The organism is Cupriavidus sp. FW305-46, assembly GCF_058787075.1.
The window spans coordinates 58554-82851 of sequence record NZ_JBYSZI010000019.1; the positions used below are offsets into that span (position 1 = coordinate 58554).

A 24298-nucleotide genomic window follows, 5' to 3' on the forward strand; every position below is an offset into this window, starting at 1 on the left:
CAAGGCCGCGAAGGCAGCGCAGATGCCAGCGGCCTATACCCGGAAATCCATACGGAGACAGAGTATGAAAGGCTTGGACCAAGCCGGCGCCGGCACGTCCGTCGCCATCGACGCGACACCTCTCACCGTTGCCACCGGCATCCCCGCCCAGCGCTGGTGGCGCATCATCCCGCCGATCCTGATGGTCTGCATCGTCTCGTACATGGATCGCGTCAATATCGCCTTCGCCATGCCGGGCGGGATGGGCGACGCGCTTGGTATCGGCGCCAGCATGGCCGGCCTGGCCGGCGGCATTTTCTTTGTCGGCTATCTGTTCCTGCAGATTCCCGGCGGCAAGCTGGCCGTGCGCGGCAGCGGGCGCAACTTCATCGCCTGGTCGATGCTGGCCTGGGCCGTCATTTCCGTGCTGACCGGCCTGGTGCGCAACGAGACCGAACTGCTGGTTCTGCGCTTTGCGCTGGGGGTGGCCGAGGGCGGCATGCTGCCGGTGGTGCTGACCATGGTCGGCAACTGGTTCCCCGACCACGAACGCGGGCGCGCCAACGCCCTGGTGATCCTGTTCGTGCCGATCGCCGGCATCATCACCGCGCCGCTGTCGGGGCTGGTGATCGCGGCGCTCGACTGGCGCTGGCTGTTTATCGTGGAAGGCCTGATTTCGCTGGCCTGCCTCGGCGTGTGGTGGAAACTGGCCAGTGACCGGCCCGAGCAGGCGCGCTGGATTTCGGCCGAAGAGAAGGCTTATCTGCTGGCCCGCCTGCGCGAGGAAGAGCAGCAGGCAGCCGCCGCTGGCGCGAACGTGGTGCAGGGCGCGGGCGGCACGCGGGCGGTGTTGGCGCGCATCCTGTCGCAGGACGTGATCTGGCGTCTGATCGCCGTCAATTTTCTCTACCAGATGGGGATCTACGGCTACACGCTGTGGCTGCCCACCATCCTCAAGGGCCTGACCGGAGGTGGCATGGGGCAGGTCGGCATGCTGGCCGTGCTGCCCTACCTGGGCACCATGGCCGGCATCCTCGCGATCTCCTCGCTGTCCGACCGCACCGGCCGGCGCAAGGTCTTCGTGGTCTGGCCGCTGCTGGGTTTCGCCGCCTGCCTGGCCGGTTCGGTCTGGTGGCACGACAATACCTGGCTGTCCTATGGCCTGCTGGTCGGCAGTGGCTTCTTCCTCCAGTCCGCCGCGGGGGTGTTCTGGACCTTGCCACCGCGGCTGCTGGCCGCCGAGCACGCGGGCGTGGCGCGCGGCGTGATCAATGCGCTCGGCAACCTGGGCGGATTCTGCGGCCCCTATGCCGCGGGCGTGCTGATCGAGCGCGTCAGCGCGGGTGCCGGTGTCTACCTGCTGGTCGCCGCGCTGGTGCTGGCCGGCGCCCTGGCCGCCACGCTGCCGAGGCGGTGCCGATGAGCAGGGTAACAACTGCCGCGCTGCCCGCAGGCCTGGCCATCGTCGACGCCCACCACCACCTGTGGCAACTCGGGCGCGGCCGCTATCCCTGGCTGCAGGACGAATACCGGCCGCAGAGCTTCTTTCTCGGCGATTACCAGGCCCTGCGCAGCGATTACCTTGAGGCGCAGTACGCGCATGACACTAGCGCCGTCACAGTGCTGGCCACTGTGCACGTAGAGGCCGAACGCGACCGCCGCGAAGCCGTCGACGAGACCGCGTGGCTGCACGGCCAGGCCTGGCGCCCCGGCATGGCTGCCGCGGTGGTGGCCTACGCGCCGTTCGGCACTCCAGGATGCGCGGAGCTGCTGGCGCGCCAGGCCGGTTTCGCGCGGGTCAGGGGGATCCGGTGCAAACCGCTGACGGCGTCGGCGCCGGGCGAGTCGGTGGCAGGGCGGCCCGGGTCGATGCAGGACCAGGCCTGGCTGGATGACCTGGCGCGGCTGGAACGCCATGGCTTGTCGTGGGATCTGCGGGTACCGTTCTGGCATTTGCGCGAGGCGGCGCGGGTGGCGGCCGCCTTGCCGGGTGTGCCGATCGCGCTCAATCACGCGGGCCTGCCGCTGGACCGCTCGGAGGAGGGCCTGGCCAGTTGGCGCGCCGGCATGGAGGCGTTGGCTGCCTGCGCCAATGTGTCGGTCAAGCTGTCGGAGTTCGGGCTGGCCGGCGGGCGCTGGGATGCGCAGGGCAACCGCCGCATCGTGCGCGAGGTGCTGGCGATATTCGGGCATGAGCGGGCGATGTTCGGCAGCAACCTGCCGGTGTCGGGCCTGAGCGCGGACTTGGGCACGATCCTCGGCACCGTGTGCGAGGCGCTGCCGGACACCGCGGCCAGGCAGCGCGTGCTGGCTGGCAATGCGGTCAGGTTCTATCGGATCAATGTTCCAAGGCCGTCCGAGCTGGCCTAGAACCAGCGGCAAGCACAAGCATGCTATAAGTCCAATCTTCGCCGCAGCCCGGCCACCATGCCAGACCTCCCAGCCACCCTCTCCAGTGCCGCCACCCTGCGCAAACGCCTGCATATGCGGCATCTGCGCCTGGCCCTGGCCCTTGCCGAGCACCGCTCGCTGCGGCGCGCCGCGGCACAGATGGCGCTGTCCCAGCCAGCCGTCACCAAGGCATTGCACGAGCTCGAGAGCGTGGTCGGCACGTTGCTGTTCACGCGGCATGCGCGCGGCATCGAGCCGACGGTGTTCGGCGAGGCGCTGATCCGCTATGCGCGCGTGGTGCTGGCCGACCTGGATGCCCTGCACGATGAATTTGCCGCCATCGCCGCGGGCGAGGTGGGCAAGGTGCGGCTCGGCTCGATCCTGGCCCCGGTGCCTTCCGTTCTGTCGGCCGTCATCAACGCGCTCAAGGCGCGCTATCCGCGTTTGCATATCGTGATGCAGGTCGATACCAGCGACGTGCTGGTACAGGCGCTGCGGCAGGATGCGCTGGACGTGGTGATCGGACGCATTCCCGAAGGCACGGTGGCCGACGATCTCGACTTCGAGCCACTGTTCGAAGAGTCGCTGGCCATCGTGGCGCGCGCCGGCCATCCGCAGGCAGGCAAGCGCGGCGTCAAGCTGGCTTCCCTGGCCGGCTATCCCTGGATCATCCCGCCAGCGGCGGTGCCGATGTGGCAGATCATCGACCAGACCTTCCGCGACAACCGCGTGCCGCTGCCGGAAGACATCATCGAGACCTCGTCGATCATGGGCACGCTGCCGCTGCTGGCGGATAGCGACCGCATTGCCGTCGTGCCGGGCGCGATCGCGGAGTACTTCGTCGCCCTGGGTGCGCTGGCGGTCCTGCCGGTGGCGATGCGCGGGCGGCTGGTCCCCTATGGGATTTTGCTGCGCCGGCGGCGGGCCGCGACGCCGGCCATGCGCCTGCTGATCGACGCGGTGCGCGCGGCGGGGCCCGGCGCTCCGCAGGCGATGACTGAATCGGAGCCATTACCTGCAAGGTAATGGTCATACGCCGCGGTGCATGCTGTAATGCATGCCATGGACACGCTGACCCCAGCCTCGGAGGCTACCCTCGACTTCCCCGGCCTGCTGCGCTACTGGCGCAGCAGGCGCGGCTACAGTCAGCTGGCGCTGTCGCTGGCCGCCGGGGTGTCGCAGCGCCACATCTCCTTCCTGGAATCCGGCCGCGCCCGCCCCAGCCGTGAAATGGTGCTGGCGCTGGCCGAGCGCCTGGGCGTGCCGCTGCGCCAGCGCAACCGGCTGCTGCTGGCCGGCGGCTTTGCCCCGGCCTACAGCGAACACGCGCTGGCTTCGCCGCCGCTGCAGATGGCGCAGCAGGCGATCGCGCTGATCCTGGCCAAGCAGGAGCCGTACCCCGCCGTGGTGCTGGACCGTTTCTGGAACCTGGTGGATGCCAACCCGGCCTACCGGCGCATGCTCGAGACCCTGCTGGGCGGGCGCGCGCCGGCATCGCTCACGGAAGGCAGCCACAGGATCAACCTGATGCTGACCGTGTTTGATCCGGAGGGCCTGTGGCCGGTAATCGAAAACGCGCGCCAGGTCGGGCGCTACCTGTTGCGGCGCGTGTGGCAGGAGCTGCAGGTACAGGCCCACGACCAGACCGCGCGCGAGATCTTCGGGCGCATCGCCGCCTGGCATCCTGACATGGTCGGGCCGGGCGGCGCGCTGCTGCCCGAGGACGACGGCACCGATGGCCCGCCGGCGCCATTGCTGCCGGTGGTGCTGCATGCGGGCGCGTTCCGCGCGTCGCTGTTCTCGACCCTGACCACGCTCGGCATTCCACAGGACATCACGCTGCAGGAGTTGCGCATCGAGTGCTTCTTCCCGGCTGACGACGCCACCCGCACCCTGTTTGAAGCGCAGGCCGGGGCTGCAGCGGCCGCCGTCAGAAGCGGTAGCGCAGGTAAATGACGTGGAAGGTGGTGCCGGGATTGGGGTCCTTGATGCCGCCATTGGACAGGTGCTGGAAGCGGTAGCCCGCGGTAAAGCGCCGGTCCTTGCCCACCGTCAAGCCGATCCCGGCGTACTCCGAGAACTGGAAGGCGGTGGAAATGTCGTGGTTGGCCGAGGTGTGCGTGCTGGTCAGCAGGCGCGGCCCGACCGACAGCTCGAGGAAGGGCACCCAGGTGTGGCGCCACCATGCGATCCGCACCACCGGCGATGCACCAAACTCCCATAGGTCGTTGGGTTGGTTGTCGCTGCTGCTGCGCCAGCGCGCAACGTTGACCTCCCATTGCAGGTCGACCTGCCAGCCTTGCGGGTTGCCCCACGCAAATCCCGAATCCCACAACATGGCGACCTCCGCCTTCTGCACGTCGTGGCCATCGTCGAAGCCGTAGCCAAGCTGCACGGCAGGCGCGGCGCGTGCCGTCGCTGCCAGGCACAAGGGCAGGGCAAGCAGGCCCGCGGCGACGGTGCGGCGCACCCGCTGTTGCCACGCATGCCGGCAGGGCGGGGGTGGATGGAACGAGGAACAACTCACACGGCGGTCTTGTCTGGCTTCTTGTTCGTGTCGGCGCATGGGAAGCACGGATGAAGAGGTGCTGCGTTGTTGTCCGGCAAGGCATGAGCCGGCCGCCACGGCGGGCGCCCGCTTGCACATGCGCTGCCTCCCTGCCTTATTTGTAGTACACGCGAGGCCACGTTGCGATGGTCGGATTTGTTCAAGCGTGGTCGAGCGCCCGTCCGGCGCTCTGCGTTGGGACAAAGAAAAAAAGTAATCGTGCTAACATTCGCGGGCCGGCGCCGGCTACAAGGCCGCGCCGGTTCGTTACGTCTTCAGGGCGGGGTGAAAGTCCCCACCGGCGGTATGCCGCGGCGCGCAGTGCGTGTCCGGCGAGCCCGCGAGCGCTCGCATTCCCGTGCGAGGTCAGCAGACCTGGTGAGAGGCCAGGGCCGACGGTCATAGTCCGGATGAAAGAAGATGGGCGGAGCTTGCCCGCGCGGCCCGGCGCCTTGCCTGGCCTTGCGGTTCGCTGTTGCCTTGCGCCGCGCGCGGCTGCTCGTGCGTGCGCTTCAGGCGCGGCGTGCGGCGCTGCAACTCCGTTGATCCTTCCCCTGGAACGCCCATTGATGCTGAACAAGGAGCGTTTCATGCCTAGCCTTTCCACCGAAGCTGTTGCACCCGAGGTGTCCGCGGATCTTGCCGCCGGTGCCGACCCACGTTCCCTGGCCGCGCGCATCGCGCAGGCGCTGGACGCCATGCGCGAAGGCCGTCCGGTCGTGCTGCTCGACGATGACGACCGCGAGAACGAGGCCGACCTGATCCTGGCGGCGGAACGCCTGACCAACGCCAACATGGCGATGATGATCCGCGAATGCAGCGGCATCGTTTGCCTGTGCCTGACCGGAGACAAGGTGCGCAGCCTCGGCCTGCGGCCGATGGTCGAGCACAACCGCAGCCAGTACGGCACCGCCTTCACGGTATCGATCGAGGCCCGCGAAGGTGTCAGCACGGGTGTCAGCGCCGCCGATCGCATCACCACCATCCGCGCCGCCATTGCCGGGGATGCAGGCACAGATGCGGTGGTCAGCCCGGGCCATGTGTTTCCGCTGGTGGCGCGCGACGGCGGCGTGCTGGTGCGCCGCGGCCATACCGAGGGCTCGGTCGACCTGGCCCGCATGGCAGGCCTGTCGCCGGCCGCGGTGTTGTGCGAGCTGATGAACCCGGATGGCACCATGGCACGCCGGCCGGAGGCGCTGGCCTTTGCCGAGATGTATCAGTTGCCGGTGCTGACCATCGAGGACCTGGTGGCCTGGCGGCGCCTGCACGACTGAAAAGTCGCCGCCTGCACGCATCTTCGGCATGCAAACGCGCCGGGATGCGTGCTTCGTGTGCGACAATGCGGATCGCTTTTTCCCGTCTATATGAGGGCAATTCCATGATGTTCCGCATTTTTAGGCACGCAGCTACGTTTGCTGGCTGCCTGCTCGGACTGGCCGCGCCGCTGGCGCATGCCGAAGGCAGCGCCGCGCCGGCACCGTCGCCCGTTCCCTCCAGCACCACCCGCCCGGCTGCCGCCGCTGGCCTGTACGAGTGCCAGGCCGCCGGCACCGGCACGGTATTCCGGTCCACGCCCAGGGAAGGCTGCCGGCTGGTCGCGGCACCCGATCCCGCCGCCCCCGATCCGCAACGATGGCTTCCCCTGATGGGTGCCAACGGCGTGATTTCCTATTTCGACCAGTCCGCGGTGCGCCGCCAGGGCACCGAAGTCGGCGTGGTGGTGATGCGCAATTCGCCGTCGGGAGTGATCCGCACTGCCAGCGGCGAGCCGATCCGCTCGTCGCTCAAGCGCATGGTGCTGAACTGCGCCACGTCCATGTTCGCCGTGATCGAGCAGACGCTCTACAGCAAGCGCTTTGCGCGCGGCGACTCGCTCTATACAATCCGCGCGCCGCAGTACGGCACCTTCCAGGTCGCCGGCCCCGGCACGATTGCCGGAGAGTTGCTGCGCAAGCTGTGCCGGTAAGCCTGGCGGCGAGCGGCGACCCACGGCTGCCGGTCCAGCTCCCTATCAGGGTTTGTCCCGGTCAACGGCGCGCAAACCTTCCTCGTTGATGCTGGTGACAGGGCGCGAGCCAAAAGCGCCCGTCATGGCAGGCATCCCTGCCATACCTACCCGCAGGGCAAACGAGGAGACGGAAATGAAGAAATGGATCGTCATGCTGTCGATGGCAATGTTCGGTGCGGGCGCGATGGCGCAGACGCCGGCTACTCCGGCGACGCCTGCCACCCCGGCCACGCCGGCGGCAGCGTCGACTGACAAGGCCGCGCCGGCCAAGGCAGACAGCAGCAAGGCCAAGGCCAAGAAGACCAGCAGCAAGAAGAAGAGCCACGCGCCTGCGGCCAAGGATCCGACGAAGAACAAAGGCGCCTGAGCGCGCTGATGATGGCGGCGGGCGCACGGCTCCCCGGCGAGCGGGGACGCAGGCTGCGCCCGTGACTGCCATGCCGCCACGCAGATAATGGCCGGCCGCGCCTGCATGGCGCGGACCCGCCGTGCGCAGGACAGCCCCGCGGCACGCGTTGCGTGTCTTCCGGGGGGATAGAGCAGGGCATGTCCGGGCGGATCGCAACCAGGAGGCTTCGGCCTCCTTTTTTTTCGTCCGCTGCCGCAGGCGGCTGCCGCCGCGCCGGCTTTGCGCCTGCGCCGCCGCACGCTATGCTTGCGGGCATTGTGCCGGGCAGGGCGTGGAGCCCTCGCGCCGGCGCAGGCCAACTCGGACGGGAGCGGTCTTATGGCAACGCTAGCGGTGTGGCGGCGGTGGCGGCGATTGACGGCATTCTGGATGGCGGGACTGGGCTGGGTGATAGGCGCGCTGTGGATGCAAGCCAGCCTGGCTGCGCCGGCGTCCGAGCCCGCGGCCGTGCCGGCTCCGATTGCCGTGCGCAGCGGCGCTGCGGTCGAGCTGCGCCTGATGGACCGGCCCATCACCACCATGCGCGCCGAGATCGCGGGAGCCACCCCGGCCATGCGCGTCTCGCGCGCGCAGCTGGTATTCGACGACCTGACGGAAAGCGAACTGGCACTGCCGCTCGGGCAGGTCAGCGGCACGTTCGGCGATGCGCCGATGGTCGCCTTCCGGCTGGGCGACCGGCTCTTGTTCGCGCTGACCTCGCAAGACCTCTCCCCGGAGGATCACCTTACGCTTGAGGCTGCCGCAACGCGCACCGCGGCGGGCCTGCGCCAGGCCATTGCCGCGCGGCGCGCGCACCTGCACTGGCCCAACCTGCTGCGCGGCGCCGCGCTGAGCCTGCTTGGCCTGGCCGTGCTGGCCGCGCTGACATGGGGCGTGGCGCGAGCCGGCGTGGCCCTGCGCGCTCGCCTGCACGTGGCACTGGAGCGCCACCTGGCGCAGCGTGTCGGCGGCCAGTTCGACTGGACCGGCGCGCTCTACCAGCTGGTGGCGCGCATCGTGCAGATCCTGGCGATCGGGCTGGTGCTGGTGCTGGCCTTTGCCTGGCTGGAGTTTGCGCTCGAGCAGTTTCCGCTGACCCAGCCCATGGGCGACCGTATGGGCGCCTTTGTCGTCGGCTTGCTGTCACAGATCGCGCTGTCGATGGTGTCGTCGGTGCCGGGCCTGGTCACGGTGGCGGTGATCGTGCTGATTACCCGCGCAGTGCAGCGGCTGGTGTCGAATATCTTCAAGGCGGTGCAGAAGGGCCAGATCACGGTGCCCGGCATGCATCCGGAAACCGCAGGCGCCACGCGGCGGCTGGCGGCGGTGGTGATCTGGGCGCTGGGCTTCACCTTTGCCTACCCCTATATCCCGGGCTCGGACAGCGATGTCTTCAAGGGGCTGTCAGTGCTGCTCGGCTTCATGGTCACACTCGGATCGGCCAATGTGGTCAACCAGCTGATGAGCGGCATGGTGGTGGTGTATTCGCGCGCGCTGCGGCGCGGCGACATGGTGTGCATCGGCGATACGGTGGGCACCGTGGCCTCGCTGGACGCGCTCTCGGTGAAGGTGATCAACCTGCGCAATGAAGAGGTGACGCTGCCCAATGCGGTGGTGGTCGGCAGTGCCATCCATAACTACACCCGGCACGGCAGCGTGCGTGATCCCCGCGCGCAGGAAGGCTGGCAGGCTGCGCTGATCTCGACTTCGGTCACGATCGGCTACGACACGCCCTGGCGGCAGGTCCATGCGATGCTGCTGGCAGCCGCGGCGGAGGCGGCGCATATTGCGCCGTCGCCGACCTCATTCGTGCTGCAGCGGGGGCTGTCCGACTTCTACGTCGAGTACGAGTTGTTCTGCGCGCTGGACCATCCGCGCAATCGCTTCTACGCGCTGTCGGCCCTGCACGCGGCGATCCAGGACCAGTTCAACACCCACGGGGTGCAGATCATGTCGCCGCATTTCATGGCGCAGCCGGACAAGACCGTCTACGTGCCCGGGACCAGGTGGTACGAGGAACCCGGGTCGCCGCAGGTCGATCCGGCGGCGCGACCGCATCGCGCGCCGTCGCGCGCGGCATGAGCGCCGGCGGCGCAAGCGCTCGGCGCCGCTTAGTCAGCCACGTGGCGCGACTTCCATTGCCCGTTGGGCTGCTTGCAGAACCAGCCGCTCCAGTGCTCTTCAGCGCTGCCGCGCTTGAGGTCGGACTTCAGGCGCCGGCAGGGCTGGCCCTTGTCGGTCTTGCTTTCGATCGGCGTGATGGTGCCGTCGATCTGCTGGCGCCGCCCCGCCGCGGGGAACGTCCATTCAACGGCCTTGCCGTCGGCCGTATCGTTCAGTGCGGTGCGTACTGACTTGGCCAGCGACGCGCCTTCCTTGTCATTGAGCGTGCCGATGATGGTGCCGCTCAGGTAATTGTCGAAGTACGCCTGCGCCGGCGCCGCAGCGGCAAACAGCAGGGCGGCACCAAGCGCGCCACTGACGGCGGCGCGCAGGGCAGGGCGGACAGGGCTGACGGTGGGGTCGGATGGCCGAGGCAGCATGTCGATTCCTTGTGGCTTCGTGGTGGCGTTTGGGTGGCATTGTAAGCGCAATGCAGCGCCGCAGCAGCGCTGCGGTGCGGTTGACACGTGCCAGCCGCTGACCTAGCGTTGATTGTTGCCCCCCGCGCTTCGCGTCGGCCGGCAGCGGCGCCTGCCGTGCGCTTTGCAAGGCAAGCGCCTTTCCCCCTGCGAGAGGAGATCCCATGAAGCTGAGCTATCTGACCATCGGCCTGGCCCTGGCCTGCGCATTCGGCACGCTGCACGCCCAGACCACGGGCAAGGCCGACAAATTCAATCCTTACACCGACGGCGCCAAGCAAGACAAGTTCAGTACCTACTCCGATGGCGCCAAGCAGGACAAATTCAGCCCGTACTCGGATGGCGCAAAAAGCGACAACGTGACTTCGCTGAACCCGGGTGCCCGCCCTGACCAGATGGAGCCGATCCAGGGCGGCGCGCAGAAGTCGTTCGACTCATATAGCCAGGGCGGAATGAAGAGCGGGAAGTTCGATCCGTATTCCGAAGGCGCCAAGAGCGGCAAGTTTGATCCGTACAGCGAAGGCGCTAAAAAGTAACACCGTATTAAAAAGGCCGGCTGCCGGCCGGCCCCGATCCGCACCAGATTCTCGCAGCCGGCAGGCATTGGCCTCGCCGGGGCTTGCGGCCGTGTGACCCCGACGCCCGCAAAGCCTTGTCCGGAGCGGCTTTCGGGCAACCTGGCCAACATTTTGTTTCAAACCTTGCGTGATCGAAACGTGACTTTTACGTCTCGAATTGTTATGGTTTATTGCGCATCGCAACAAACCGGACACAGTGCCCCGCGGGCCGTCTGCCTCGTGTCCGGGCCTCGCCACTCGGCGCCGGGCCCGTCTCTTGCTGTGTCGTCCTTCGTTCCGACCGCCGATGCGGGTCACCCCGATTCAACCGCTTACCCTGGCATACATGTCACAGATCGCCACGCCACGCCTGTCCATTACCCATACCTTGCCCGCCGCCGGGCCGGGAGCCCGCCGCCGCGCGGCGCGGGCGGGTGTGCGGATCGCAGCCTGGCTTGGTGGCGGCGCGCTGGCGCTGTGTGCCATGGCAGCCCATGCGTTCGATTTCGACACGGTGGCGGCGCGCGCGCGCCAGCTGGCAGCCTCGCCCTACAAGGCGCCGCCGCAGAACCTGCCGCGCGAGCTGCGCGAGCTGTCGTACGAGCGCTACCGCGAGATCGAATACAAGCCGGAACGCTTTGCCTGGCGCGGCACGCGCGCGCCGTTCGAGCTGTCGTTCTTCCACGAGGGCATGGTGTTCGACCAGCCCGTGCGCATCCATGAGGTGGTGGGCAACAGCGTGCGTGAATTCCGCTTCGACCCGTCCGCGTTCAACTACGGCCCGCACAAGGTCGATGCCGGCAAGCTCAAGGGCCTGGGCTTCGCGGGCTTCCGCATCCTGTATCCGCTGAACCAGGGCAAGCGCAAGGATGAACTGGCGTCGTTCCTGGGCGCGAGCTATTTCCGCGCGCTGGGCAAGGACCAGTGGTACGGCTTGTCGGCACGCGGCCTGGCGGTGGACACCGCGCTCAATTCGGGCGAGGAGTTCCCGCGCTTCGTTGAATACTGGATCGAGCGTCCCGGCCCCAATGCCAAGGAGATCACGATCTACGCGCTGATGGATTCGCGCCGCATGAGCGGCGCGTACCGTTTCACCATCAAGCCCGGCGCCGAGACCGCGATGGAGGTCAAGTCGCGCCTCTATTTGCGCGAGAACGTGACCAAGCTGGGCCTGGCGCCGCTGACCAGCATGTTCCTGTTCGGCGAGAACCAGCCGTCGCCCGCACAGGATTTCCGTCCCGAGGTGCATGACTCCGACGGTCTGTCGATCCACCTGGGCACCGGCGAATGGGTCTGGCGCCCGCTGGTCAATCCCAAGCGCTTGCTGGTCACCTCGTTCGCGGCGACCAATCCGCAGGGCTTCGGGCTGATGCAGCGCGACCGCACCTTCAACAGCTACCAGGAGATCGGCTCGTGGTATGAGCGCCGGCCCAGTGGCTGGGTGCAGCCGCGCGGCAACTGGGGTTCGGGCCGGGTAGAGCTGGTGCTGATCCCGACGCCGGACGAGACCAACGACAACATCGTCGCGTACTGGGTGCCGGACAACCCGCCCAAGCCGAAGCAACCCTTCGACTATGAGTACCGGCTGCTGTGGCAGAAGGACGGCGAACAACAGCCGCCGCTGTCGTGGGTGACCCAGACCCGGTTGGGGCAGGGCCAGACCCGGAACAAGGAAGACACGAGCTTTTCGCTGGTGGTGGACTTCGAAGGCCCTGCCTTCCGCAAGCTGCCGGCGGACGTGCGCATCGACCCGGTGGTTTCGGCCGATGCCAACGGTGAGCTGCTGAAAACGTCGGTGCAGCGCAATGAGGCGACCGGCGGCTGGCGCATGACCATGGTGATGCGCCGCAAGGACGAAACCAAGCCGGTAGAGTTGCGCGGCTATCTTCGCAACGGCAATACAACCCTATCCGAGACGTGGAGCTACATCTTACCCCCAGGCTAAAGCAGCGACCGGCCCAGGCGGCGGCATGCGAGCGCTATGTCGACCGCCTGCCGGTATCGCCTGAAGTACGCAGCGAGCTGCTGGCGGACGGCGCTGCCGCGACGCCGGTCGCACCGGTCACGCCCGTGGCATCGGTTGCCCCCGTGATCGCCGTGAGCGCCGACGGCCGCGATGCGCAGGACGCGATCACGCGCCTGCAGTCGCGCCTGGCGGCCAAGGACACGCCGCCCGCGCAAGGCAGCAGTGCCTACGCCTCCGTCGGCCGGCGTTTTACGATCGCATACGGCAATCCCCAGGTGGATGGCGCGCCGCTGCTGCAGCGGCGCGAAGACGGCACCGTGAAGGTCGACACCGGCCCCGAGCCCGAACGCAGCTCGATGGTGCCGCGCCAGTGGCCGCCGCATATCGTCACCGGCTGGCTGCGCAATACCTGGCGCCGCATGCTGGGCCGCCCGCCCGTGCCCGAGACCTGGGACACGCTGCACGACGGTCCCGATGCCGAAGGCAAATGGCATCCGGCCGGCTCGCACCGCCGCTGGTTCCTGCTGGGCCTGGTGGTGATCCAGACCGTGCTGGCCACCTACTTCATGAGCAACGTGCTGCCGTACCACGGCACCGATCCGCTCGAGATCGCCATCCTGGTGCTGTTCGCCGTCCTGTTCTCATGGGTGTCGGCCGGCTTCTGGACGGCAATGATGGGCTTCCTGGTGCTGGCCAAGGGCGGCGACCGCCACCTGATCTCGCGCTCGGCCGCGCCCGACGGGCCGATAGCGCCCGAGGCGCGCACCGCGATCATCATGCCGATCTGCAATGAGGACGTGACGCGCGTGTTCGCGGGGTTGCGCGCCACCTATGAATCGCTGGCGCGCACCAGCCACCTGTCCAACTTCGATTTCATCGTGCTGTCGGACAGCGGCAACCCGGACCTGCGCACCGCCGAGCATGACGCATGGATGGAGCTGTGCCGCGCCGTCGGCGGCTTCGGCCGCATCTTCTACCGCTGGCGCCGCCACCGCGTGAAGCGCAAGACCGGCAACGTGGCCGACTTCTGCCGCCGCTGGGGCAGCAAGTACCGCTACATGGTGGTGCTCGATGCCGACAGCGTGATGAGCGGCGACTGCCTGGCCACGCTGGTGCGGCTGATGGAAGCCAACCCCGGGGCGGGCATCATCCAGTCCGCACCCCTGGCAGTGGGCCGCGAGACCCTCTACGCGCGAGTGCAGCAGTTCGCAACGCGCGTGTACGGGCCGCTGTTCACGGCTGGCCTGCACTACTGGCAGCTGGGTGAGTCGCACTACTGGGGCCATAACGCCATCATCCGCGTGCATCCGTTCATCGAGCACTGCGCGCTGGCGCCGCTGCCCGGCCGCGGCCCGCTGTCGGGCGAGATCCTGTCGCACGACTTTGTCGAGGCCGCGCTGATGCGCCGTGCCGGCTGGGGCGTGTGGATTGCCTACGACCTGGAAGGCTCGTACGAAGAACTGCCGCCGAACCTGCTGGACGAGGTCAAGCGCGACCGCCGCTGGTGCCAGGGCAACCTGATGAACTTCAGGCTGTGGCTCAAGCAGGGCTTCCACGTGGTGCACCGCGCGGTGTTCCTGACCGGCATCATGGCCTACCTGTCGGCGCCGCTGTGGCTGCTGTTCCTGCTGCTGTCCACGGCCATGCTCGCCAAGCACGCGCTGGTGCCGCCGGAGTACTTCACGCAGCAATACCAGCTGTTCCCGACCTGGCCCGAATGGCATCCGGAAAAGGCGCTGGCCTTGTTCTCCGCCACGGCCACGCTGCTGTTCCTGCCCAAGCTGGCCAGCGTGGTGCTGCTGCTGAAGCAGGCGCGCCGTTATGGCGGGGCGGTGCAGCTGGTTGCCAGCATGCTGATCGAGGTGATGCTGTCCGCGCTGCTGGCGCCCACGCGCATGCTGTTCCACACCAAGTTCGTGATCGCCGCGTACAGCGGCTGGGGCATCTCGTGGAAGTCGCCCCCGCGCGAAGACGCCGAGACCAGCTGGGGCGAAGCATTCCGTCGCCACGGCTGGCACACCGCCCTGGGCCTGGCATGGGGTGGCCTGGTGTACTGGCTGAACCCGTCCTACGTGCTGTGGCTGCTGCCGATCGTGGGCTCGCTGGCGCTGTCGATCCCGTTGTCGGTGATGCTGTCGCGGGTGTCGTTCGGTCGCGCCTCGCGCAATGCGGGCCTCTTCATGATCCCCGAGGAGACGCAGGTACCGCGCGAGATCGTCGAGACGCAGCAGCATGTCGAAGCCGCGGCCGAAACGCCTGACTTTGTCGACGCCGTGGTGGATCCGGTTACCAATGCGCTGATGTGCGCGACCGCCACGCCGCGCGTGGTGCAGCCGGAATCGGCACGCAAGCGCCATGAGGCCCTGGTCGAGCATGCGCTCACGCATGGCCCGCGCGCGCTGACCCCCGCGCAGAAGCATGTGCTGCTGGGCAATCCGTTTGCACTAGCACGCCTGCATGAACTGGTGTGGGGCTCGCCGCTGGCCGATGCCGGCTGGAAGGACACGCGCATCCTGGTGCGACGCGCGGCCAACGTGCTGCCGCTGCGTCCGCGCGCTGCCTGAGCGATACTGACCCAAACGAGAACGGCCCGCATTTGCGTGCCGTCTTTCTTTTGCGCGGGCGGCGTGCCGTGCCGCATCAATTGCAATCGATTCTTGTTTGTATTGGCTAGCGCAGCGCCGCCGTGCAGATGGGCGCGTTGATGTAGACATCGCCGATGCGGCGCTCGCCACGGTCCTTGCGCGTCATGTAGCGGAACATCAGGCTGATGCCAAGCTTGGTCAGGATCTCGACGTCGCGGTTGGCGCAGATATTGCGCTGCAGGGGCGCAGCGTAGTTGACCTCGAAGCTGGCCAGGTCCAGCATCGGCCCGCGGTAGTTGGTGAGCTCCAGCTGGAACAGCACATGCTTGCCGGGGATCGACTGGCAGCGGCGCAGCCGCGTTTCTCCGTCAATTTCGATTGGCAGGGCGTCGTTGAGCTGGCGGCAGGCGCGTGCCAGCACGTTGTCAGGCCGCGTGGTGTTGCGCAGCAATTCAGGCACGCCGGCGGCGCCGGTGTTCTGGCCGGTGGCAGCGCCCTTGAGCATGCGTGACAGCGGGTCGGCCTCATCGATCGCAGGGGCCGGCGCCGAGGCGGCAACATTGCGCGCCTGCACCGGCGCGGCGTTGCCGGGCTGGGGCAGCGGCAACAGCAGCGCGGCCGCGAGTGCGGCCGGGCCTAGCGAAGCGGAAAGCGGCGTGTGTCGTATTCTCATGCAGGCTAACGTTGCCGGGACCGATACTGTCGTCCGTCTCTGCGTGGCCGACGGTGTGGCTTGCGCCGACAGGCTGGCATTGTACCCTCCACCCTGCCACAGGTGAAAGCCGCGCCACCCCGCAAGAGCATCCGCAGCGCCGGATTCGCGCTGATCGCAAATGACCTGACACCACTATTCACCAATCGCGCCAACTTCGCCAGCATCATCGAACCCGACCTTGGCAGGGCAGTTTTTCTGAACGACTGTTTCAAAACCCGCTACGCCAGTGCCGTACCGCTTTCGTTATGCTGTGCAACAATTGCGGCTTTTCACGGGTTGCAGGCGCGGGCTGCGGCGCAAGCAGGCTGGCCGTGCATGACAACGCCGTTCCCCCGGATACTTCCCATGCTCCGTTCCACCAGCGCTGCCTCGGCCGCGCGCTTTCCTGCCTGGCTGCTGATCTGCGGTTCGCTGATGGCGATCGCGCCGTTGTCGATCGACATGTACCTGCCGAGTTTTCCGTCGCTGTCCGGCGATCTCGGCGTGGACATCGGCCAGGTGCAGCTGACCCTGGGCACATTCCTGGTGGGGCTGGCGCTGGGGCAGGCTTTCTATGGGCCGTTCAGCGACCGCTTCGGGCGCAAGCCGCCGCTCTATGTCGGCCTGTGCCTCTACGTGGCCGCCGCGGTGGGCTGCGCGCTGGCAGGCAGCGTGGAGTCGCTGATGCTGTGGCGCTTCCTGCAGGCGCTGGGCGGCTGCGCCGGCATGGTCATGGCACGCGCGGTGATCCGCGACCGGCTCGAGGCGCATGAGTCGGCGCGCGCGTTCTCGTCGCTGATGCTGGTGATGGGGGTTGCGCCGATCCTGGCCCCGATCGTCGGCGGCGCCATTCTCTCGGTGTCGGGCTGGCGTGCGATCTTCTGGGTGCTGGCGGTGGCAGGGATGCTGATCCTGCTGCTGGTCCACCTGCGCATGGAGGAATCGCTGGACCGGCGCCACGCGGCGCCGCTGCGGCTCGGCACGGTGGCGAAAAGCTATGCCGAGCTGCTGCGGGATCGCGAATTCCTCGGCTATTCGCTGTCTGCGGGTTTCGGCTCGGCGGGCATGTTCGCGTATATCTCCGGCTCGCCGTTCGTGCTGATCGAGCTGCACGGCATTGCGCCGTCGCACTATGGTTTTGTCTTCGGCGCCAATGCGCTGGGCCTGATCACGATGTCGCAGCTCAACGCCAGGCTGGTGCGCGGCCGCTCGCTCGACCAGGTGCTCGGGGGCACGCTGCTGGCGGCCTGTGCAGCGGGCCTGGCGCTGGCAGTTGCCGCGCTTGCAGGCATGGCGGTGCTGCCGGTGCTGCTGGCGGGCTTTTTCGTCTTTATCGGCGCGCTCGGCTGCGTATCGCCGAATGCGTCGGCACTGGCGCTCGCCCATCAGGGCCATCGCGCCGGCACGGCCTCGGCGCTGATGGGTACGCTGCAGTTTTCACTCGGGACGCTGGGCGGCGCGGCCGTCAGCCTGTGGCGCGACGGCACCGCGCTGCCGCTGGGCGTGGTGATGGCGGCCTGCGGCGCGGGCGCGGTGCTGATGCGCTACTACGGCCGCTCAGGCCGCCGTTGACACTGGCTGCGAGCCGCCGTCAGGCGGCCTGTTGCACGGCGGCCTCCTGCTCGACAGCCGCCTGTTGCACCACCACCATCTGCGCCGGCATCGGTGCGGCATAGCCAGCCTGGCCGAAGCTCTCGCGGATGATGCGGTTGGTATCGAAATAGACTTGCCAGTAGTGGTCGTTGTGGCAGTACGGACGCACCGCCAGCACCGGGCCGACCAGCGTGAACTCCAGGATCTCGACGTCGACCGGGGGCTCGGCCAGCACGTTGGGGATTTCCGCGATGCGGCCCTTCAGCAGCGCTGCCGCATGGGCGGTGTCGGTGCTGCCGGCAAGCTGCGCTTTCAGTTCCACGCGCCGGTACGGGTTGGCGGTGAAGTTCTGGATGGTATCGCTGAAGATCTTGTTGTTGCCGACCACGGTCTGCACATTGTCCGGCGTGTCGAGCGAGGTTGCGAACAGGCCGATCTCGCGCACCGTGCCGGTCACGCCGCCGATCGTCACGAAGTCTCCCACCTTGAACGGGCGCAGCACCACCAGGAACGCACCGGCAGCGAAGTTCGCCATCAACCCCGACCAGGCCATGCCGATGGCCACGCCAGCGGCGGCGATCAGTGCGGCGAAGGTCGTAGTCTGGATGCCGAAGAAGCCGAGGATGCCGATCACCAGCACCACGTTCAGCGTCACGGTGACGATCGAGCCGACATAGCGCAGCAGCGTGGGATCGACCTTCTGCTTGCCGAGCGCGTTCTGCACCATGCGCACGACAAAGTGGATCAGCCAGCGGCCGATGACCCAGAAGGCAAGGGCCGCCAGGATCTTGACCCCGAATTCCGTCGCGTAGGTGACGACCAGGGCCTTGAGGTTATCGAAGGTAGTGGCATCCATCGGCGTATTCCTTTCATGTTGGTGTCCGGCCGGCCGCCGGCACAACATCCCCCGATTCAGCCGGCAGCGATGTGCTAGCCCTGCGCGCTGTTGCGGCGCAATACATGGGCACGGCAATTATTGAGACGCCGTACCGGAAGTGCAAGCAAATTATTGTTAAGACAAGCCGCTTCGCGCAGCTTGTCTATTTAAATCAGGACGGCCCGAAAGCCATTACCAGTTGGTTTCCCGTTCCGGCGTTGCCGAAATCCGGTGCAAGGTCAGGTCCGCACCGTTGAATTCGCCTTCGGCATCCAGCCGGATGCCCACCAACTTCTTCAGCGCGCCATATACCAGGGTGCCGCCGGCCAGCGCCACCACGATGCCAAGCACGGTGCCGATCGCCTGCGCGCCCAGCGACACGCCGCCCAGCCCGCCCAGCGCCCTGGCCCCGAAGATGCCCGCGGCAATGCCGCCCCAGGCGCCGCACAGCCCGTGCAGCGGCCACACGCCGAGCACGTCATCGATATGCCATTTGTTCTGCGCCAGCGTGAACATATAGACAAAGAGCGCGCCGGCTACCGCGCCGGTGATCAGCGCGCCGAGCGGGTGCATCAGGTCCGAGCCAGCGCACACCGCCACCAGCCCGGCCAGCGGCCCGTTGTAGGCAAAACCCGGGTCGTTGCGTCCGGCCGCCCAGGCCGCCAGCGTGCCGCCGGCCATTGCCATCAGCGAGTTGATCGCCACCAGGCCGCTGACCTTGTCGACCGTCTGCGCGCTCATGACGTTGAAGCCGAACCAGCCCACCGCCAGCACCCAGGCGCCCAGCGCCAGGAACGGGATGTTTGAGGGCGGATGGGCGCTGATGCGGCCGTCCTTCTGGTAGCGCCCGCGCCGCGCGCCCAGCAGCAGCACCGCGGGCAGCGCGATCCAGCCGCCCAGCGCATGCACCACCACCGAGCCGGCGAAGTCATGGAATGGCGCGCCGGCCACGCGCGTGATCCAGTCCTGCACGCCATAGCGCTGGTTCCAGGCGATGCCTTCGAAGAACGGATAGACAAAACCTACCAGTACGAAGGTGGCGACCAGTTGCGGGTTGAAGCGCGAACGCTCGGCAATACCGCCCGAGATAATCGCCGGAATGGCCGCGGCAAATGTCGCCAGGAAAAAGAACTTGACCAGTTCGTAACCGTTTTTCTGTGCCAGCGTTTCGGCCCCGGACATGAATTGCACGCCGTAGGCAATGGTGTAGCCGATAAAGAAATAGGCGATGGTCGAAACCGCAAAATCCACCAGGATCTTTACCAGTGCGTTGACCTGGTTCTTCTTGCGCACCGTGCCCAGTTCCAGGAAGGCGAAGCCGGCGTGCATGGCCAGCACCATGATGGCGCCTAGCAGGATAAACAGGGCGTCGGTGCCGGTCTTCCAGTTGTCCATAGTGACCTCATGCTCAAAATGGGAGCGTGGGTATGCAAAAAGCATTCCAGCAATGGCCGCATCCTGGTGCCACGTGCACCTTGTCGGGTAAAACCGCACCGGAATGCCGCGCACGGGCAGGGGCGGCGCTGTTGGCAGCGTTGCCGCTGGGATCGCCGTGATAGTGCGGATGCGCCGAAATGGCGCGCAACGGCGGCGCTGGCTGAACCGTTATGGTGCAACGCCCCATTTGTGGGAATTTGTCCTATGCTGCTGGTTTGCCCCAGGCGCGCGCCGGTCTGGCGTTGCCGCGCTGCGGGACGGCCCGGCAAAGCCGGCTTCTGGCAAGCGGGAAAAGCGTGGAAAATTGCCCGCTAACCGGCCTCAATCAAGGATTTGCGGGTTTTTTTGTCGCATTGGTGCCACTGGGGATTGCTCTACGCGCGACGGGCAGATTAGACTGCGCCGATCGATGGCTTTGCCGCGAGGCACGCACATCGGTGACGACGACCAACAAGGGAAATCAGCCATGAATAAAGGTGAACTGGTATCGGCCATCGCCGCGGAAGCAGAACTGAGCAATGCCGCCGCCGAGCGCGCGCTCAACGCAGCGCTGGACAGTATCAAGAAGGCAGTGGCAAAGGGCGATTCGGTGACGCTGGTGGGCTTTGGCAGCTTCAGCGCCGGCAAACGCGCCGCCCGCACCGGCCGCAATCCGCGCACCGGTGAAACCATCAAGATCCCGGCCGCCAAGACGGTCAAGTTCTCTGCCGGGCAAGGTTTCAAGGACGCGGTGAACAAGAAGAAGTAAGCAGTTTGCGTCCACAGCGTGAAAAGCGGCCTTGCAGGCCGCTTTTTTGTTGCCTGGCACGGCCCCGCCTGCCGATACCGGGCCGCCGCCGGCAACGGCGGGCACGATCCGGGTTAAACTGCCGGCGCCAGCGTTCCGGCGTGCCCTCAGGCAATGCCGCCATCGCAGGTTCGCCCCCGAAATCCCGCCCCCGCAATCCGTACCCGCATCATGAACGACCAGTCCCACCAGCTTTCCATGACCGTGCTGATGACGCCGGACATGGCCAACTTCTCCGGCAACGTCCACGGCGGCACCATCCTCAAGTACCTGGACATGGTTGCCTATGCCTGCGCCAGCCGCTACGCCGGCCGCTACGTGGTGACGCTGTCGGTCGACCAGGTGGTGTTCCGCCAGCCGATCCACGTGGGCGAGCTGGTGACCTTCCTGGCCTCGGTCAACTTTACCGGCCGCAGCTCGATGGAAATCGGCATCAAGGTGGTGACGGAAAATATCCGCAGCAAGCTGGTGCGCCATACCAACAGCTGCTACTTCACCATGGTGGCCGTGGACGACAACGGCACGCCGGCCGAGGTGCCGCCGCTGGAGCCGCGCGACGAGGTGGAGCGCCAGCGCTTTGCCGCCGCCCAGCAGCGCCGCGCGCTGCGCCAGGAAATGGAAAAACGTCACGACGACATCAAGTCGTCGGTGACCTGAATACCGACCCCCGCCATGAAGCGCAACTGCAATCGCATCCGCACGGTCCTGGCCGTCGCCTGTCTGGCGGCCGCCTCGGGCGCCCACGCCGAGGAGATCGGCAGCGTCAGCACCAATTTCCGCATGACCGGCTCCGACAAGGTCGTGATCGAAGCCTATGACGACCCCCAGGTGGACGGCGTGACCTGCTATGTGTCGCGCGCCCGCACGGGCGGCATCAAGGGCCAGCTGGGCATGGCCGAAGACCCGCCGGAGGCATCGATCGCCTGCCGGCAGGTGGGCACGATCGCCTTCAAGGGGCCGATCCGGCAACAGGACAACGTCTTCTCCGAACGCATGTCGATCCTGTTCAAGGCCCTGCACGTCGTGCGCGCGGTCGACCGCAAGCGCAATACGCTGGTGTACCTGACATACTCCGACCGCATTGTCAGCGGCAGCCCGCAGAACAGCGTCACCGCCGTGCCGGTGCCGGCCGGCACGGTCATCCCGGTGAAGTAACCCGTGCAGCAGCCGGCCCCGGCACCCGGTGGATCAGGGGGCCAGCGCCGCGCTCTCCGCCTGGCAGTCGCGCGACGGGCGCGCGCCGCTGGCGCGTGCCGCCGCCACTTCGCGGCGGGCCCGGTCCAGGTCGGCGCGGAAGGTCGGGTCGGCATGCAGCCGCGCCACCGTTGCCGCGGCCATCATGCGGCCCTCGTTGACATCGCTTTGCCAGTGCACGTTGCAGACCACGCGGCTCTGGCCGAACGCGCGCCCGCGCGCCAGGATGTCATTGGCGCGTTCCGGCTCGACCTCAGCCAGGATCAGCGCCCAGGCCCAGCCGATGGCGCTGTGGCCGGACGGGTACGAACCGTCCTTTTCCAGCTTGGCGGCCTCGGCCGGCGTGCACATCTGGGTCTTGTTGGCAACGAAGGGGCGTGTGCGCTTGTAGTGGTCCTTGGCCTTGTAGGTGGACAGGCCGGCATCGACCAGGCTGCGGCGCAGCAGGATGTTCAGGTACGGCGTTTCTTTCTCGCTGACCGGCACGCCCAGCGCGCAGGAGAATGCGCTGGCGGCCTGCGGGAACGTCAACACGGCATCCTCGCCAGCCACTTGCCAGCGCGGTGAACCGCGCAGCGTCCCGGCCTGCCGCGCGGCGTCCTCATCCAGCGCCAGCGCTGCCGAGCCTTGCGCCGGCGGCGCGGGCAGCAGCTTCAGGCTGTCCGGGCGCACATCGGCGGCCAGGTAGCCGGCAGGCACGCCCGGGCGCAGTTCCGGCACCGCGGACAGGTTGGTGCCGCCGGCGGCGCAGCCAGCCACCAGGGCGGCGAGTGCCACCGCGATAGTTGCCCGCACCGGGGCGGACGGGGAGTGGTCACGCTTTGCTTGTTCCGTCAATTTGTTGTTCCTTGTTGTTCTTGTCGAGTCGGCTGTCCTGCCGCAGCTCAGGTGGCAGCGTCGAACAGCTTGCGCAGGTTCGACTTCAGGATCTTGCCATTGGCATTGCGCGGCAGCATCTCCTGGTAAATCAGGATACGCACCGGCACCTTGAATGCGGCCAGCCGGGTGCGCACGAAATCCTGCAGCTCGGCCTCGCTCGCCTGCATGCCGGGCTTCAGGCTGATCACCGCGGCCGGTTCTTCGCCCAGCGTCTTGTGCGCGAGCCCGACCACCGCGGCATCCATCACCGCGGGATGCTCGTACAGGGTGCTTTCCACTTCGATGCAGTAGATGTTCTCGCCGCCGCGGATCAGCATGTCCTTCATCCGGTCGACGATATAGACGTAGCCTTCCTCATCCAGCCGCGCAATGTCGCCGGTGCGCAGCCAGCCGTCGGCAAAGGTCTGCGCCGTGGCCTCGGGCTTGTTCCAGTAGCCGCGCACGACATTGGCGCCGCGCGCCATCAGCTCGCCGGTCTCGCCGGGCGGCAAGGTGCGGCCGTGTCCGTCCACCACCTTCATCTCGCCGATCGGCAGCGCCGGGCCGCTGCTGTCCGGGCGCATCACGTATTCCTCGGCGCTGTGGCTGGTGAAGGTGGACGACGTTTCCGTCATGCCCCAGCCGATGCCGGGAGCGGCCAGCGGGAATACCTCGCCGATGCGCCGCACCAGTTCGGGCGATGCCGGCGCGCCGCCGTAGTTGACGTTCTCCAGCGAGGACAGGTCGAAGCGGCCGCGCTCCGGATGCTCCAGGATCTGCCATGCGATGGTGGGCACGCCGCCGGCCGCGGTGCAGCGCTCGCGCTCGATCAGCTCCATGCCGCGCAGCGCGTCCCAGCGGTGCATCAGCACGATCTTGCCGCCGGTGGCAATGGCGCCGTTGAGCACCGCCATGCAGCCGGTGACGTGGAAGAACGGCACCGCCAGCAACATGGCCTTTTGCGGTGCGGCGGGGTCCGGCGCGGGAATCGGCTCGCCCCGGCGCAACAGGTTGCGGCTCGGGCTGAAGCTGCCGGCAACCGCCACGTTGGTGGAGTTGCGGTGCGTGCCGAGCGCGCCCTTGGGTTTGCCGGTGGTGCCCGAGGTGTAGAAGATGGTGGCGTCGTCGTCCGGATCGATATCGACCTGCGGCGGCGCCTGGTCTGGCAGCGCGGCCCAGTCAGCCGGGCTGCCGATCACGCTTTCCAGCGGGGCCACGCACGGCTCGGCCGCGGTGCCGCCGGCACGTGAGGCATAGACGCGTTCCAGTGCCGGGCAGCCCGGCAGGTGTTCCAGGATGCGGTCGAGCCGTTCGGCATCGACGATCGCCACGCGGCTGCCCGAATCGGCCAGGCCGTACTCCAGCTCGGCCCCGGTCCACCAGGCATTGAGCGGCGTCACGATGGCGCCGGCCAACAGCGCGCCGTAGAACGCCACCGGCCATTCAGGCAGGTTGCGCATGGCTACGGCCACGCGGTCGCCCTTGCGCACGCCGTCGCGCACCAGTGCATGGGCCAGGGCGATGGCGGCGCGACGGAAGGCATCGTAGGAGACGCGCTCGTCCTCATAGACCACGAAGGTGCGGTCGGCAAACGCGCGCGTGTTCAGCAACAGCTCGCGCAGCGTGGGCGGTGCGTTCTTCCAGACGGTGGTGGGGATGCCGCGGATCACGCGCGTTTCGGTTTCGAACGGCGCGCCGGGCGCGGTAAGCCGGGCGTGGGCCTCGGCCAGCGACATGACCGGCCAGGTGCCGGCCAACTGCGGATTGCTCGACATGACTGCCTCCCGGAACTGCACTGCAGGTTGAGGGAAATGCAGGAAAGCGGCGGGGGGGGGGGGGGGGGGGGGGGGGGGG

General features: G+C 67.5%; 22 protein-coding genes and 1 riboswitch. Of the genes, 15 read left to right on the forward strand and 7 right to left on the reverse strand.

Annotation, left to right across the window (positions count from 1 at the left end; genetic code table 11):
• Positions 1-64 precede the first annotated feature (64 nt).
• The 4 genes from AC3WON_RS11780 to AC3WON_RS11795 are packed head-to-tail and all read left to right on the forward strand — an operon-like array spanning position 65 to position 4326.
• Positions 65-1402 (forward strand): MFS transporter, encoded by a 1338-nt coding sequence (locus AC3WON_RS11780; RefSeq protein WP_492317170.1) that lies wholly within the window; start codon positions 65-67, stop codon positions 1400-1402.
• On the forward strand, positions 1399-2349 hold the full coding sequence (locus AC3WON_RS11785; RefSeq protein ID WP_492317169.1) for an amidohydrolase family protein: 951 nt from the start codon (positions 1399-1401) through the stop codon (positions 2347-2349). The genes AC3WON_RS11780 and AC3WON_RS11785 overlap by 4 nt, the downstream gene beginning before the upstream one ends.
• Before the next feature lie 57 nt (positions 2350-2406).
• Positions 2407-3396, forward strand: coding sequence for a LysR family transcriptional regulator (locus AC3WON_RS11790; protein ID WP_492317168.1), 990 nt, complete (start codon positions 2407-2409; stop codon positions 3394-3396).
• 36 nt (positions 3397-3432) lie between these two features.
• Complete coding sequence (locus AC3WON_RS11795) at positions 3433-4326, forward strand: helix-turn-helix domain-containing protein (RefSeq protein ID WP_492351895.1); 894 nt, start codon at positions 3433-3435, stop codon at positions 4324-4326.
• Here the strand turns inward: AC3WON_RS11795 and AC3WON_RS11800 are convergent.
• Positions 4301-4840, reverse strand: a complete 540-nt coding sequence (locus AC3WON_RS11800) for an acyloxyacyl hydrolase (protein WP_035816823.1) — start codon at positions 4838-4840, stop codon at positions 4301-4303. The genes AC3WON_RS11795 and AC3WON_RS11800 overlap by 26 nt on opposite strands.
• Positions 4841-5185: 345 nt before the next feature.
• A riboswitch (FMN riboswitch) is annotated at positions 5186-5344 on the forward strand.
• Positions 5345-5508: 164 nt separating this feature from the next.
• Here AC3WON_RS11800 and ribB point away from each other — a divergent pair.
• The 4 genes from ribB to AC3WON_RS11820 all read left to right on the forward strand — a co-directional run bounded on the left by ribB (position 5509) and on the right by AC3WON_RS11820 (position 9396).
• Entirely contained in the window at positions 5509-6192 is a 684-nt protein-coding gene (ribB, locus tag AC3WON_RS11805) for a 3,4-dihydroxy-2-butanone-4-phosphate synthase (protein WP_492351896.1), read from the forward strand.
• 104 nt (positions 6193-6296) lie between these two features.
• Complete coding sequence (locus AC3WON_RS11810) at positions 6297-6884, forward strand: surface-adhesin E family protein (protein ID WP_492351897.1); 588 nt, start codon at positions 6297-6299, stop codon at positions 6882-6884.
• A 175-nt stretch (positions 6885-7059) separates the two neighbouring features.
• Positions 7060-7293, forward strand: coding sequence for a hypothetical protein (locus AC3WON_RS11815; RefSeq protein WP_010814156.1), 234 nt, complete (start codon positions 7060-7062; stop codon positions 7291-7293).
• Positions 7294-7740: 447 nt separating this feature from the next.
• Entirely contained in the window at positions 7741-9396 is a 1656-nt protein-coding gene (locus AC3WON_RS11820; RefSeq protein WP_492351898.1) for a mechanosensitive ion channel family protein, read from the forward strand.
• A 29-nt stretch (positions 9397-9425) separates the two neighbouring features.
• Here AC3WON_RS11820 and AC3WON_RS11825 read toward each other — a convergent pair whose 3' ends face one another.
• Positions 9426-9857, reverse strand: a complete 432-nt coding sequence (locus AC3WON_RS11825) for an RT0821/Lpp0805 family surface protein (RefSeq protein WP_492317163.1) — start codon at positions 9855-9857, stop codon at positions 9426-9428.
• Positions 9858-10060: 203 nt separating this feature from the next.
• On the opposite strand from AC3WON_RS11825, the gene AC3WON_RS11830 reads away from it, so the two are divergent.
• The 3 genes from AC3WON_RS11830 to mdoH all read left to right on the forward strand — a co-directional run bounded on the left by AC3WON_RS11830 (position 10061) and on the right by mdoH (position 14983).
• Positions 10061-10432 (forward strand): hypothetical protein, encoded by a 372-nt coding sequence (locus AC3WON_RS11830; protein ID WP_010814159.1) that lies wholly within the window; start codon positions 10061-10063, stop codon positions 10430-10432.
• A 367-nt stretch (positions 10433-10799) separates the two neighbouring features.
• On the forward strand, positions 10800-12398 hold the full coding sequence (locus AC3WON_RS11835; protein ID WP_492351899.1) for a glucan biosynthesis protein G: 1599 nt from the start codon (positions 10800-10802) through the stop codon (positions 12396-12398).
• Positions 12371-14983, forward strand: coding sequence for a glucans biosynthesis glucosyltransferase MdoH (mdoH, locus tag AC3WON_RS11840; protein ID WP_492317161.1), 2613 nt, complete (start codon positions 12371-12373; stop codon positions 14981-14983). Before AC3WON_RS11835 ends, mdoH begins: the two co-directional genes overlap by 28 nt.
• A gap of 106 nt (positions 14984-15089) precedes the next feature.
• Here the strand turns inward: mdoH and AC3WON_RS11845 are convergent, their stop codons facing one another.
• Complete coding sequence (locus AC3WON_RS11845) at positions 15090-15677, reverse strand: hypothetical protein (RefSeq protein ID WP_454749468.1); 588 nt, start codon at positions 15675-15677, stop codon at positions 15090-15092.
• A 387-nt stretch (positions 15678-16064) separates the two neighbouring features.
• Between AC3WON_RS11845 and AC3WON_RS11850 the strand changes: the two genes are divergently transcribed.
• On the forward strand, positions 16065-17270 hold the full coding sequence (locus AC3WON_RS11850) for a Bcr/CflA family multidrug efflux MFS transporter (protein ID WP_492351900.1): 1206 nt from the start codon (positions 16065-16067) through the stop codon (positions 17268-17270).
• Between the two features lie 19 nt (positions 17271-17289).
• Here AC3WON_RS11850 and AC3WON_RS11855 read toward each other — a convergent pair whose 3' ends face one another.
• Both AC3WON_RS11855 and AC3WON_RS11860 read right to left on the reverse strand, forming a co-directional pair.
• The gene (locus AC3WON_RS11855) at positions 17290-18147 is read right to left on the reverse strand and encodes a mechanosensitive ion channel family protein (protein ID WP_492351901.1); all 858 of its coding nucleotides are present in this window, start codon (positions 18145-18147) and stop codon (positions 17290-17292) included.
• Positions 18148-18360: 213 nt separating this feature from the next.
• Positions 18361-19563, reverse strand: coding sequence for an ammonium transporter (locus AC3WON_RS11860; protein WP_456806532.1), 1203 nt, complete (start codon positions 19561-19563; stop codon positions 18361-18363).
• Positions 19564-20071: 508 nt separating this feature from the next.
• On the opposite strand from AC3WON_RS11860, the gene AC3WON_RS11865 reads away from it, so the two are divergent.
• The 3 genes from AC3WON_RS11865 to AC3WON_RS11875 all read left to right on the forward strand — a co-directional run bounded on the left by AC3WON_RS11865 (position 20072) and on the right by AC3WON_RS11875 (position 21547).
• Positions 20072-20353: an HU family DNA-binding protein gene (locus tag AC3WON_RS11865; protein ID WP_010814166.1), complete on the forward strand. Its 282-nt coding sequence runs from the start codon at positions 20072-20074 to the stop codon at positions 20351-20353.
• 210 nt (positions 20354-20563) lie between these two features.
• The gene (locus tag AC3WON_RS11870; RefSeq protein ID WP_013952870.1) at positions 20564-21049 is read left to right on the forward strand and encodes an acyl-CoA thioesterase; all 486 of its coding nucleotides are present in this window, start codon (positions 20564-20566) and stop codon (positions 21047-21049) included.
• Between the two features lie 15 nt (positions 21050-21064).
• Positions 21065-21547, forward strand: a complete 483-nt coding sequence (locus tag AC3WON_RS11875; RefSeq protein WP_456806530.1) for a CreA family protein — start codon at positions 21065-21067, stop codon at positions 21545-21547.
• A gap of 33 nt (positions 21548-21580) precedes the next feature.
• On the opposite strand, the gene AC3WON_RS11880 is transcribed toward AC3WON_RS11875, so the two are convergent.
• On the reverse strand, positions 21581-22423 hold the full coding sequence (locus AC3WON_RS11880; RefSeq protein WP_492317158.1) for an acid phosphatase: 843 nt from the start codon (positions 22421-22423) through the stop codon (positions 21581-21583).
• A 47-nt stretch (positions 22424-22470) separates the two neighbouring features.
• Positions 22471-24219: a class I adenylate-forming enzyme family protein gene (locus AC3WON_RS11885; RefSeq protein ID WP_492351902.1), complete on the reverse strand. Its 1749-nt coding sequence runs from the start codon at positions 24217-24219 to the stop codon at positions 22471-22473.
• Positions 24220-24298: the final 79 nt, after the last annotated feature.

What these genes read in the sequence shown, in the direction of transcription:
- AC3WON_RS11780 (WP_492317170.1), top strand. Translation starts at nt 65, where the DNA reads ATGAAAGGCTTGGACCAAGCCGGCGCCGGCACGTCCGTCGCCATCGAC.
- AC3WON_RS11785 (WP_492317169.1), top strand. Translation starts at nt 1,399, where the DNA reads ATGAGCAGGGTAACAACTGCCGCGCTGCCCGCAGGCCTGGCCATCGTC.
- AC3WON_RS11790 (WP_492317168.1), top strand. Translation starts at nt 2,407, where the DNA reads ATGCCAGACCTCCCAGCCACCCTCTCCAGTGCCGCCACCCTGCGCAAA.
- AC3WON_RS11795 (WP_492351895.1), top strand. Translation starts at nt 3,433, where the DNA reads ATGGACACGCTGACCCCAGCCTCGGAGGCTACCCTCGACTTCCCCGGC.
- ribB (WP_492351896.1), top strand. Translation starts at nt 5,509, where the DNA reads ATGCCTAGCCTTTCCACCGAAGCTGTTGCACCCGAGGTGTCCGCGGAT.
- AC3WON_RS11810 (WP_492351897.1), top strand. Translation starts at nt 6,297, where the DNA reads ATGATGTTCCGCATTTTTAGGCACGCAGCTACGTTTGCTGGCTGCCTG.
- AC3WON_RS11815 (WP_010814156.1), top strand. Translation starts at nt 7,060, where the DNA reads ATGAAGAAATGGATCGTCATGCTGTCGATGGCAATGTTCGGTGCGGGC.
- AC3WON_RS11820 (WP_492351898.1), top strand. Translation starts at nt 7,741, where the DNA reads ATGCAAGCCAGCCTGGCTGCGCCGGCGTCCGAGCCCGCGGCCGTGCCG.
- AC3WON_RS11825 (WP_492317163.1), bottom strand. Translation starts at nt 9,857, where the DNA reads ATGCTGCCTCGGCCATCCGACCCCACCGTCAGCCCTGTCCGCCCTGCC.
- AC3WON_RS11830 (WP_010814159.1), top strand. Translation starts at nt 10,061, where the DNA reads ATGAAGCTGAGCTATCTGACCATCGGCCTGGCCCTGGCCTGCGCATTC.
- AC3WON_RS11835 (WP_492351899.1), top strand. Translation starts at nt 10,800, where the DNA reads ATGTCACAGATCGCCACGCCACGCCTGTCCATTACCCATACCTTGCCC.
- AC3WON_RS11845 (WP_454749468.1), bottom strand. Translation starts at nt 15,677, where the DNA reads ATGAGAATACGACACACGCCGCTTTCCGCTTCGCTAGGCCCGGCCGCA.
- AC3WON_RS11850 (WP_492351900.1), top strand. Translation starts at nt 16,065, where the DNA reads ATGCTCCGTTCCACCAGCGCTGCCTCGGCCGCGCGCTTTCCTGCCTGG.
- AC3WON_RS11855 (WP_492351901.1), bottom strand. Translation starts at nt 18,147, where the DNA reads ATGGATGCCACTACCTTCGATAACCTCAAGGCCCTGGTCGTCACCTAC.
- AC3WON_RS11860 (WP_456806532.1), bottom strand. Translation starts at nt 19,563, where the DNA reads ATGGACAACTGGAAGACCGGCACCGACGCCCTGTTTATCCTGCTAGGC.
- AC3WON_RS11865 (WP_010814166.1), top strand. Translation starts at nt 20,072, where the DNA reads ATGAATAAAGGTGAACTGGTATCGGCCATCGCCGCGGAAGCAGAACTG.
- AC3WON_RS11870 (WP_013952870.1), top strand. Translation starts at nt 20,564, where the DNA reads ATGAACGACCAGTCCCACCAGCTTTCCATGACCGTGCTGATGACGCCG.
- AC3WON_RS11875 (WP_456806530.1), top strand. Translation starts at nt 21,065, where the DNA reads ATGAAGCGCAACTGCAATCGCATCCGCACGGTCCTGGCCGTCGCCTGT.
- AC3WON_RS11885 (WP_492351902.1), bottom strand. Translation starts at nt 24,219, where the DNA reads ATGTCGAGCAATCCGCAGTTGGCCGGCACCTGGCCGGTCATGTCGCTG.